At 67.9% G+C, this 10,369-nt stretch carries 9 protein-coding genes and 1 pseudogene; 6 read left to right on the top strand and 4 right to left on the bottom strand.

All coding sequences use genetic code 11. The features are described from left to right. The 5 genes from ACXJKH_RS08915 to ACXJKH_RS08895 form a co-directional block, all read left to right on the top strand. On the top strand, window positions 1-219 hold a 219-nt coding region (locus tag ACXJKH_RS08915), incomplete at its 5' end, for a hypothetical protein (RefSeq protein WP_457319155.1). 378 nt (window positions 220-597) lie between these two features. After that, window positions 598-1,356, top strand: coding sequence for a trehalose-phosphatase (otsB, locus tag ACXJKH_RS08910; protein ID WP_256775502.1), 759 nt, complete (start codon window positions 598-600; stop codon window positions 1,354-1,356). Window positions 1,357-1,432: 76 nt separating this feature from the next. Then, a complete protein-coding gene (locus ACXJKH_RS08905) occupies window positions 1,433-3,214 on the top strand; it encodes a glycoside hydrolase family 15 protein (protein WP_457319154.1) in 1,782 nt (593 codons plus the stop codon). After that, a complete protein-coding gene (gene otsA / locus ACXJKH_RS08900) occupies window positions 3,211-4,575 on the top strand; it encodes an alpha,alpha-trehalose-phosphate synthase (UDP-forming) (protein WP_256775504.1) in 1,365 nt (454 codons plus the stop codon). Before ACXJKH_RS08905 ends, otsA begins: the two co-directional genes overlap by 4 nt. Window positions 4,576-4,947: 372 nt before the next feature. After that, a complete protein-coding gene (locus tag ACXJKH_RS08895; protein ID WP_457319153.1) occupies window positions 4,948-6,291 on the top strand; it encodes an OmpA family protein in 1,344 nt (447 codons plus the stop codon). Window positions 6,292-6,299: 8 nt separating this feature from the next. On the opposite strand, the gene ACXJKH_RS08890 is transcribed toward ACXJKH_RS08895, so the two are convergent. From ACXJKH_RS08890 to rluD, 3 genes are read right to left on the bottom strand one after another with little or no spacing between them, the layout of a single operon-like run. Then, the gene (locus ACXJKH_RS08890) at window positions 6,300-6,719 is read right to left on the bottom strand and encodes a thiol-disulfide oxidoreductase DCC family protein (RefSeq protein WP_457319152.1); all 420 of its coding nucleotides are present in this window, start codon (window positions 6,717-6,719) and stop codon (window positions 6,300-6,302) included. Between the two features lie 4 nt (window positions 6,720-6,723). Beyond that, complete coding sequence (gene pgeF / locus ACXJKH_RS08885; RefSeq protein ID WP_457319151.1) at window positions 6,724-7,503, bottom strand: peptidoglycan editing factor PgeF; 780 nt, start codon at window positions 7,501-7,503, stop codon at window positions 6,724-6,726. After that, complete coding sequence (gene rluD / locus ACXJKH_RS08880) at window positions 7,503-8,498, bottom strand: 23S rRNA pseudouridine(1911/1915/1917) synthase RluD (RefSeq protein WP_457319150.1); 996 nt, start codon at window positions 8,496-8,498, stop codon at window positions 7,503-7,505. The genes pgeF and rluD overlap by 1 nt, the downstream gene beginning before the upstream one ends. 116 nt (window positions 8,499-8,614) lie before the next feature. Between rluD and ACXJKH_RS08875 the strand changes: the two genes are divergently transcribed. Beyond that, window positions 8,615-9,499: an outer membrane protein assembly factor BamD gene (locus ACXJKH_RS08875; RefSeq protein ID WP_256775509.1), complete on the top strand. Its 885-nt coding sequence runs from the start codon at window positions 8,615-8,617 to the stop codon at window positions 9,497-9,499. Between the two features lie 666 nt (window positions 9,500-10,165). Here ACXJKH_RS08875 and ACXJKH_RS08870 read toward each other — a convergent pair. Beyond that, window positions 10,166-10,369, bottom strand: a pseudogene (locus ACXJKH_RS08870) (NAD+ synthase); the annotation flags it as partial.

The following is a 10,369-nucleotide window of genomic DNA, read 5'->3' as shown; positions in this document are numbered from 1 at the left end:
CGCCAGACGTATGGGGCGGAATGGCAGCTGGATGCGGAAGTGGAGTTCAAGATCACCCCGCAGTGGAGCGTGGCCCTTGGCGGGCAGAACCTGACCGACAATTATTCGGATCTGTCCAACGACGATATCTACTATTACGGCAACCTGCCGTATGACGTGTTGTCGCCGATTGGTAGCAATGGTGCGTATTACTACGGGCGGGTGCGGTACACGTTCTGATCATTGGTGCAGCCGGGCATGGCCCGGCTCTACCGGGCGTGTGCGGTACACGTTCTGATCATTGGTGCAGCCGACCAACGGTCGGCTCTACTGGTGAGGGGGTACGGCAGAGCCGACCCATGGTCGGCTGCTCTTCTGTCGGCGCACGCACCCGGCCCTACCGTCGGGTGCGGTATACGTTCTGATCATTGGTGCAGCCGACCAACGGTCGGCTCTACTGGTGAGGGGGTACGGTAGAGCCGACCCATGGTCGGCTGCTCTTCCCTCGGCACACCCCATATTAGAGAAGGCTGGGCATTGCCCTTCCCGCACGTGAACATGGCACGCAACGCACGCCCATGACCTAACAATCACACCGTGAATGGCATGTTGGCACGCATGGCCAACGACCTCCCCCCGCGTCCGTCGCCGCCACTGCTGGACGATGCCTGTGCGTTGTTCCTCGACGTGGATGGCACCCTCATCGAATTCGAGCGCGACCCCGAAGCGGTCACGCTGCTGCCCGAAGTCCGCGAAGCCATCGGCCGCATCAGCGATCGCCTCGAAGGCGCCGTCGCCCTCATCAGCGGCCGCCCGCTCAACCAGCTCGACGACCTCTTCGCGCCCCTTCACCTCCCCGCCGCTGGACTGCACGGTCATGAACTGCGTCGCGCCGATGGCCACATCGACAGCCAGGCCAACAGCGCCGATACCAGCGAATGGCTGCACGCCGTACACCAGCAGGCCATGCGTTTCGCGCATGGCAACCCCGGTGTGCTGGTCGAAGACAAGGGCCGCAGCCTGGCCCTGCACTGGCGCGGTGCCCCGCATGCCGCCGACGAGGTGCGCGCGTTCGCCGAACGCCACATCCGCGGACACGCCGGCTACCGCCTGCAACCGGGCGACCACGTCGTCGAATTCGTCCCGCAGGGCAGCGACAAAGGCCGCGCCCTGCAACAGCTGATGCAGGAATATCCCTTCCGAGGCCGCCTGCCGGTGTTCCTCGGCGACGACCTCACCGATGAATTCGGCTTCGACGCCGCCAACGCCCAGCATGGCTGGAGCGTACTGGTCGGCGCGCGCAGCCCCAGCGCCGCCGTTTTCGCCCTGCCGGACATCCGCAGCGTGCATGCGTGGCTGCGGGAAAACGCGTACTGACCCTGGCCCTTTACCCCACCGATGCCGCCCCGCTGCATCCGCTGCGGTGGCACGGCCCGAACGAGATGCAGTACCCATGACACAACCCGATCTTAATCTTGGTGTAGTCGGCAACGGCAGCTTCGGCGCATTGATCGACCAACACGCACGCGTGGTGTGGAGTTGCCTGCCCACCTTCGATGGCGACCCCACCTTCTGTGCCCTGCTCAGCCCCAACCAAAACGAAGGCGGTGATTTCGCCATCGAACTCGAAGACCTGGTCAGCAGCGAACAGAGCTACCTCACCAACACGGCCATCCTGCGGACCGTGCTGCACGACAAGCACGGCGGCGCGCTGGAAATCATTGATTTCGCCCCGCGCTGGCGCCAGAACGATCGCTTCTACCGGCCGGTCAGCCTGATCCGCCAGGTCCGTCCGCTGGCCGGCAACCCGCGCATCATCGTGCGCGCGCGACCGCTGGCCGACTGGGGCGCGCGCGTCCCCGATGCCACCTGGGGCAGCAACCACATCCGCTGGGTCCTGCCCGATCACGTGCTGCGCCTGACCACCGACGTGCCGCTGCGGTTCGTCCGCGACGGCCTGCCCTTCGTGCTCAACCACCCGGTCAACCTGGTGCTCGGCGTGGACGAATCGCTGAACCGCTCGCTCAGCGGTTACGTGCAGGAGTCCTTCCAACGTACCCGTGACTACTGGCGCGAGTGGGTGCGTTACCTGTCCATCCCGTTGGAATGGCAGGACGCGGTGATCCGCAGTGCGATCACCCTCAAGCTGTGCCAGTACGAAGACAGCGGCGCGATCATCGCTGCGATGACCACCTCCATCCCAGAAGCGCCCGGCAGCATCCGCAACTGGGATTACCGCTATTGCTGGCTGCGCGATGCCGCCTTCGTGGTGCGCACGCTCAACCGGCTCGGCGCCACCCGCACCATGGAGCAGTTCCTGGGCTACATCTTCAACCTGGCCACCGCCGACGGCAGCCTGCAGCCGCTGTACGGCATCGGCTTCGAGGCGAAGCTGGAGGAAACCGAAGTGGCCTCGCTGGACGGCTACCGCGGCATGGGCCCGGTGCGTCGCGGCAACCTGGCCTGGGTGCAGCGCCAGCATGATGTCTACGGCAGCGTGGTGCTTGCGTCCACCCAGCTGTTCTTCGACCAGCGCCTGCAGGACCCGGGCGATGCCCATACTTTCGCGCGGCTGGAGCCACTTGGCGAGCAGGCCTTCGCCCTGCACGACGTGCCCGACGCCGGTCTGTGGGAATTCCGCGGCCGCACCGAAGTGCACACCTATACCAGCGCGATGTGCTGGGCCGCCTGCGACCGGTTGTGCAAGATCGCCGTGCGCCTGAAGCTGGACGACCGTGCCGATTACTGGCGCGGGCGCGCCGACATCATCCACGCGCGCATCCTGGAAAAAGCGTGGAGCGAGGAGCTGGGGCGCTTCACCGACACCTTCGACGGCCACCGCCTGGACGCGTCCCTGCTGCTGCTGGCCGATATCGGCTTCATCGAGGCCAATGACCCGCGCTTCGTCGCCACGGTCGAAGCCATCGGCCGCGACCTCAAGCATGGCAACGCGCTCTACCGGTATGTGGCGCCCGATGACTTCGGCGAGCCGGAAACCAGCTTCACCATCTGCACCTTCTGGTATATCGACGCGCTGGCGGCGATCGGCCGCCTGGACGAAGCACGCGAGATGTTCGAAACCCTGCTCGAGCGCCGCAATCACCTGGGCCTGCTCTCCGAAGACCTGGCCTTCGACAGCGGCGAGGCCTGGGGCAACTTCCCGCAGACCTATTCGCACGTCGGCCTGATCACCGCCGCCATGCGCCTGTCGCGCAGCTGGCAGGAGGCCTCATGAGCCGGCTGGTGGTGGTGTCCAACCGGGTCGCGGTGCCCGGGGAAACCCGCGCCGGCGGGCTGGCAGTCGGCCTGCTCGCCGCGCTCAAGGAGCGCGGCGGGGTCTGGTTCGGCTGGAGTGGCAAATCGGTGCGCGACAACAGCGGTGCGGTGCATGAGCAGGTCGAAGGCGACATCCGCTATGTGACCATGGACCTCAACAAGCGCGACGTGGATGGCTATTACAACGGCTTTGCCAACCGCACGCTGTGGCCGCTGCTGCACTTCCGCCTGGACCTGGTCGACTACGACCGTGCCACCCGCGAAACCTATCGCCGGGTCAACGCGCTGTTCGCCGAAAAACTCGCGCCGCTGCTGCGCGAGGACGACATCGTGTGGATCCACGATTACCACCTGATACCGCTGGCCTCGCTGTTGCGCGAGCGCGGCATCGGCTGCCGGATCGGCTTCTTCCTGCACGTGCCGATGCCCTCGGCCGACCTGCTGCAGGCCATGCCCGACCACCTGCGGCTGTTTTCCAGCCTGTACGCCTATGACCTGGTCGGCTTCCAGACCCAACGCGACGCCGACCGTTTCCAATCCTACGTGCGCCTGTTCGGCGGCGGTCGGGTGCTGGCCGATGGCGAACTGGAGGCCCCGGGCGGTCGCCGCTTCCGTGCCGCCGCCTTCCCGATTGGCATCGATACCGAGCACATCGCGCGGCAAGCCAAGGCCGGCGCCAACAAGCCGGCCGTGCGCGACCTGCGCAACAGCCTGCGCGACCGCCAGTTGGCGATCGGCGTGGACCGGCTGGATTACTCCAAGGGCCTGCCCGAGCGTTTCCTGGGCTTTGAGCGCTACCTGGAACGCCATCCGGACCAGCATGGCAGCCTCACCTACCTGCAGATCGCGCCGGTCTCGCGCGGCGATGTCACCGAGTACCGCCAGCTGCGCAGCCAGCTGGAACAGATCGCCGGGCACATCAACGGCGGCCACGCCGCGCCCGACTGGACGCCCCTGCGTTACGTCAACCAGAACTTCACCCATGCCACCCTGACCGGCTTCTACCGCGCCGCCGCGGTCGGCCTGGTCACGCCGCTGCGCGATGGCATGAACCTGGTGGCCAAGGAATACGTGGCCTCGCAGGACCCGGAAAATCCCGGTGTGCTGGTGCTGTCGCTGTTGGCGGGCGCGGCCGATGAACTCAAACAGGCGCTGCTGGTCAATCCGCACGACCTGGATGGCGTGGCCGATGCGATCGCCACCGCCGCCACCATGCCGTTGCGCAAACGCGTGGAGCGTTGGCAGGCGATGATGGAACACCTGCGCGCGCACGACATCAACCACTGGCGGCAGACCTATCTGCAGGCCCTGGAGGGCTGACGCGGGCGATTGCCGGGCTGCCCGCGGCGGCCGTTGCGCGGCATCGGCGATGCTGCGGATGCCGCGCGGGCACTGACGCTTTCGACCCACATTGATTGCGGATGAAACGATTGTGTCATCGCCCTGCACAGACGCCTTGGCGTGTCGCGATCAACGCGCCGGACGGCGCAACGCCCGCTGCTGCAAGCCGTCGCCGCGATAGATCGCATTGATTGCCCCACCTCCGGTGACCTCGAAAACGAAACCTCCCACGAAATTTCATTTCGTATTGACGGTTGCTGACCAAAGTGACGMCCCCAAGAGCCCATCCATATCGCATGGGCCGGTTCGTGTACGCCTACCTGCACGCTCTTTCCGGGGGATTTTTTCTGCATGTCAGCGCTCGACCGTTTCATCGAAGATGCCGCCGTACGATTCGACCTGGGCTACCGCGCACGCAGCGTGGTCGGCGTCCTGGTCGGCTGGATCGCCTCGCACCCGCTGGGACTGGACGGGCTGGAGCAGCAGTTCGACCAGGCCGGGCTGGGCGTGCAGTTCCGCTCCTGGCAGAACCCGCGCGAGCTCTCCCGCCCGATCCTTGCCAGTGAACTCGAACACGCCGTCGGCACCCACGCGCTCGCCACGATGGCGCGTCGGGCTGGCTTCCCGCCGGGCACCTTCCGGGTGCTCGCCTGTGAGCTGCTGCCGGAGCTGATCGGGCTGGTGACGCCGCCCGAGGGCCATGCACGCGTGACGGCAGGCGCCACCAGGCCGCATCTGCAGCGTCGGCGCATCACGGGCGCGGCGCCCTCGCATGCGATGCACGGCCTGGCCCTGCGCGGATCGCTATGGTTACTGGTAGGCGTGGCCGTCGTCAGCCTCACCGCCTGGGTACATTTGAAAATGCACGCAGCGCATTGGGTGGCGCCGCAGGTCGGCGCGCAGCGCGATGCACAGCTGTCGCTGCAGCAACACGGGGACCGCATCCACGTGCAGGGCCGCCTGCCCACCGAGGCGGCGCGGCGCCAGGTCTGGAACGCCCTGGTCGCACTGCACGGCACGGCCAACGTGCGCGCCGAGATCGCGCTGGATCCGGGCACGCGCCGTCCGCGCTGGCTGGACCGGCTGACCACCCGGCTGCCGCACCTGTCCGGCGATGGCCTGTCGCTCGTCTTCGACGGCGACCGGCTGCAGCTCGATACCGCCTCCATGGATCCCACCCGGCGGCTGGACGTGTCACGACTGTTGCGCCGCGACTTCGCCGATCTGCATACCAGCGGTCTGTGGGGGCCCGGGCTGGCCGCGCTGGCCCACCTTCCGGCGCAGGCCGATGCTGCGCAGGTGGTCGATGCACTCAACCGGACCACCTTGAAGTTCCATCCCGGCTCGACGGCGCTGACCGGCGATTGCGCCGACACCGTGCAGGCCGTGGCCGCCGCACTCTCGACCGCGCCCGCCGGCACACGGATCGAAGTGGGCGCCCATACCGACAGCGCCGGTGACGCGGCGGCCGATCTGCGGTTGAGCCAGCAACGTGCCGACACCCTGACCCATACGCTGCAGGCGCACGGCGTACCTGCAGCGATGCTGGTCCCCGTCGGTTACGGGCAGCAGCACCCGGTGGCCGACAACCGCAGCGACGAAGGCCGCGCGCGCAACCGGCGCATCCGCTACACGCTGCTCAGTCCCGATCCCGTCGTGGGCAGTGCCGACGTGCTGGCCTGGCAAACGCGGTGAACCCCGGATCAATCCAGGAAGCGCGCCGCCTGCTCCGGAGCCGGCAGGTAGCAGCGGTGATGCCGCCCGAACCAGCGGTAGCGGTTGCGTGCCAGTACGCGATAAGCACCGTCGCGCCATGCGCGTGGCAGCACCTGCAGCACGGTGACGATCCGCCACGCGCCGCCCAGTCCGCCCACCACCTGCAGGATCGCATCGGTATCGGTCCAGGCCCTGCCCCGCGCCAGCAGCAGGAACGACAGCGGATCGTCGGGATCCAGGCCGTGCTGCAGCAGCAAGGCGCGTCCGTGCGCGCCCTGCATCGCGGCGAAGCGATAGCGTCCGCGCCGGTCGAAACGCAGCAGGAAACGCACCCAGCGGCTGCATAACGCGCACACGCCGTCGAACACGATCACCGCACCCTCGGCGCGCGCGTCGTTGCCGTTCATGCGCTCAGGGTGCAATCCATGCCAGCGTCGCCATGCGCCCGGTATGCCGGTCGCGACGGTGCGAATAAAAACGCTGCGGCTCGGCGATGCTGCACAGCTGACCGCCACTGACGTGCGCCGGGTCGATCCCGACGCGGTGCAGGCGTCGCCGCGCCAGCGCGAACAGGTCGACCCTCCAGTGCCCGGCTCGGGTAGCGACAAAGGCTTCCTGCGCCCCCGCGTCGCGGTCGACAAAGGCGGCGAACACGTCCTCGCCGACCTCGTAATGCGCCGGCCCGGCGGCCGGACCCAACCATGCCTGCAGCTGCGCGGCCGGGGTATGCAGGGCAGCCACCGTCGCCTCCAGCATGCCGTCGGCCAGACCACGCCAACCGGCATGGGCCGCGCCGATCTCGCTCCCGTCGCGGGCGGCAAACACTACCGGCAGACAGTCGGCGGTGAGGATGGCCAGCACCACGCCCGGCACCGAGGTCACCGCCGCATCGGCGGTCGGCTCCACGTCCACGCCGACCGCAGTCGGAGGCGCATCGAACCGCAGCACGGTGGTGCTGTGGACCTGGCGCAGCCAATGCGGCGCCGACGGCAGTGCCAACCCGGCCTGCAGCAGGTCGCGGTTGCGCTGCACCTGCGCCGGGTCGTCGCCGTCGGCGGCGTAACGGTTGCCCATGTTGAACTGGTCGAACGGGGGCCGTGATCCCCCTGCGCCAAAACGCAGGGTGGTCACGGCCGTGACCCCGGGCGGGGCCGGCCAGTCGGCCGCCAGCAGCGGAACCGGTGTCTGCATCAGCGGCGCCCGCGCTCCAGCTCGGCAAAGCGCTTGCTGTCTTCGCGCAGCGCCTGCATCAGCGCCTGCATGTCCGCCGGCGGTGGCGCGCTGTTGGTGATCGTCTCACCGGTGATCGGGTGCACGAACTCCAGCGTTTCGGCGTGCAGCGCCTKGCGCTTGAAGCCGCGCAGCTGCGCGACCAGTTCATCGCTGGCGCCCTTGGGCAGTTTCAGCGCGCCGCCGTACAGCTGGTCGCCGATGATCGGGTGCCGCAGGTGCGCCATGTGCACGCGGATCTGGTGGGTGCGGCCGGTTTCCAGGCGGCATTCCAGCGCGGTGTGTGCACGGAAGCGCTCGCGCAGGCGGTAATGGGTGATGGCATCCTTGCCGTCTTCGCGCACGGCCATGCGCACGCGGTCGCGCGGATGACGGTCGATCGCCGCATCGGCGGTGCCACCGGAGACCAGCGCCCCCACCACGATGGCCAGGTACTGGCGGTGCACCTGGCGCGCCGACAGCTGTTCCACCAGCGCGGTCTGCGCCTGGATGGTCCGTGCGATCACCATGACGCCGCTGGTGTCCTTGTCCAGCCGGTGCACGATGCCCGCGCGCGGCAGCACCGACAGCGACGGGTCGCGGAACAGCAACGCGTTCACCAGCGTACCGGTGGGATTGCCGGCACCGGGATGCACCACCAGGCCAACCGGCTTGTTGATGACGAACACATGCTCGTCCTCGTACAGCACCTCCAGCGGGATGTCCTCCGGCTCGGCGTGGGTCTGGGTGTCGAGCACGACATGCAGGCTGGCCACCTCACCGCCGCGCACCGGGTCGCGCCCGCGGACCTGCTCGCCGTCCAGCAGGACGTCGCCGGACTTGATCCACTCGGTCAGCTTGGACCGGGAGAATTCGGGGAACAGCTCGGCCAGCACGGCGTCGAAACGGCGCCCGGCGGCGGTGTCGGGCACCACGGCCTGGCGGGGGGATTCGGATTCAGAAGCGTTATCGGACATGGGGAAAGCACCGCAGGGAGACAAATTTGGGGTCCGGGCGACCACTTTCAGTCGCAGGACAGGCCACTAGGCTATCATCGACCCCTCGTATTCCAGCCGCGTCCCGCCCTGACCCCATGATCCGACGCTCTTTTTCGCTGTTCGCGCATGTCCGCACCGCCGCCCTGCTGCTGGTCCTGGCCCTCGTTGCCACTGGCTGCCATCGCGGCACCAAGGGCGATAACCCGGACGAAGGCCAGCCGGTCGAGAAGATCTACGAGAAAAGCCACCGCCTGATGGAAGGCGGCAACTGGAGCGGGGCCGAGACCAGCTTCCGGCGCCTGATCGCCCAGTACCCGTATGGTCCGTACACCGAGCAGGCGATGATCGAGACCGCCTACGCCCAGTACAAGGCCGGCAAGCACGATGACGCGGTGTCCAGCGTGGACCGCTTCATCCGTACCTACCCGACCCACCGCAACATCGCCTACATGTACTACCTGCGTGGCCTGGCCAACGGCAACCGCAACACGGTGTTCCTGCGCCGGGTGTGGTCGCTGGACCCGAGCCGCCGCGACCTGTCCACCCCGCGCCAGGCCTACGCCGATTTCAACATCGTCGTCGACCGCTACCCGAACAGCCGTTACGCCGCCGATGCGCGCCAGCGCATGATCGAGCTGCGCGACGTGTTCGCCCAGCACGAGCTGGACAACGCCCTGTACTACCTGCGCCGCCAGGCCTGGGTGTCGGCCGCCGGCCGTGCCAACTACCTGCTGGAAACCTACCCCCAGAGCGCCTTCCAGTACGACGCGGTTGCCGCCTTGGGCGAGGCCTACACTCACCTGGGCAACAAGACCCTGGCCGATGACGCGCGCCGCGTGCTGGAGCTGAACCAGCCCGAGCATCCGTGGCTGCAGGGCAAGTGGCCGAAGTATCCGTGGATGATCCGCAAGCTGAATCCGTTTGCCGGCGAGAAGTCCGCCAGCACCGGCCAGCGCAATGCGACGATGAACCGCAAGTAAGACAAGGCCCCGCAAGGGGCCTTTTCTTTGGTTCTTCTCCCATCTGAGGGGGGCGCCTTGTTGCAAGGGCCTTCGCAGCGTGGGCGCGAGGCTACTCGTGTGGACGGGCAGTGCGAGCGGCGAGCCCGATCTGGCGGCTTCTCCGCTTGGGTCTGTCGCGCGCGTGAGGGCCCCTTAGCGGCCGGTAGCCCCCTGGCGCAAATGTCCCCCGGCCTACGGCCTCCTCCTTGATTTTGCCCAGGGGCCTACCGGCCGCTAAGGGGCTCGGCTTGCGGTAATCAGATAGAAGCCAGGCGTTTTGGCGGTGGTCGGTGGGTCGGGCGCTGGCCCCCCATGCCCTTGGAGGCGAAACAACAGAGGACGGGGCGGCCGCAGGCCGACGCCGGGGGCGTCGCCGGAAAGGGCATGGGGGTCCAGCGCCCGGCCCACCGACCACCGCGCCTGGAACGGGTCAAAGCACACGTCTGCCTGCCCCGCATAGAGGCGAAGCACCTTTTCTTTACGGTAGTGCCGACCGCCGGTCGGCTCCTCCGCGTGCTGCAGAGGGTATGGGAGCGGGCCAGCAGCCGGCTCTACCGTGCCTTGCGCCTCCCGGATGCCAGGGCGGGCACCGGCCCGCACGGGGATATCCCCCAACTGCGCCCCTGCACCTATCGGTCTTGCCGGTCAGCCCTTGTAGCCGTTGCTGATCGGATACCGGCGCTCGCGCCCGAACGCGCGCCGCGACACCTTCGGACCCGGGGCGGCCTGGTGGCGCTTCCACTCGCTGGTGCGCACCAGGCGCAGCACCCGGTCCACCACGTCGGCAGCGTACCCGGCCGCCACGATCTCCTCGCGCGACTGCTCCTGGTCCACGTAGCGGTACAGGAT

It is taken from the genome of Stenotrophomonas sp. P5_B8 (assembly GCF_054049855.1).
Note: the sequence above shows the minus strand (reverse complement) of the source record. Positions and strands in the feature narration are given on the sequence as shown.

What these genes read in the sequence shown, in the direction of transcription:
- otsB (WP_256775502.1), top strand. Translation starts at nt 598, where the DNA reads ATGGCCAACGACCTCCCCCCGCGTCCGTCGCCGCCACTGCTGGACGAT.
- ACXJKH_RS08905 (WP_457319154.1), top strand. Translation starts at nt 1,433, where the DNA reads ATGACACAACCCGATCTTAATCTTGGTGTAGTCGGCAACGGCAGCTTC.
- otsA (WP_256775504.1), top strand. Translation starts at nt 3,211, where the DNA reads ATGAGCCGGCTGGTGGTGGTGTCCAACCGGGTCGCGGTGCCCGGGGAA.
- ACXJKH_RS08895 (WP_457319153.1), top strand. Translation starts at nt 4,948, where the DNA reads ATGTCAGCGCTCGACCGTTTCATCGAAGATGCCGCCGTACGATTCGAC.
- ACXJKH_RS08890 (WP_457319152.1), bottom strand. Translation starts at nt 6,719, where the DNA reads ATGAACGGCAACGACGCGCGCGCCGAGGGTGCGGTGATCGTGTTCGAC.
- pgeF (WP_457319151.1), bottom strand. Translation starts at nt 7,503, where the DNA reads ATGCAGACACCGGTTCCGCTGCTGGCGGCCGACTGGCCGGCCCCGCCC.
- ACXJKH_RS08875 (WP_256775509.1), top strand. Translation starts at nt 8,615, where the DNA reads ATGATCCGACGCTCTTTTTCGCTGTTCGCGCATGTCCGCACCGCCGCC.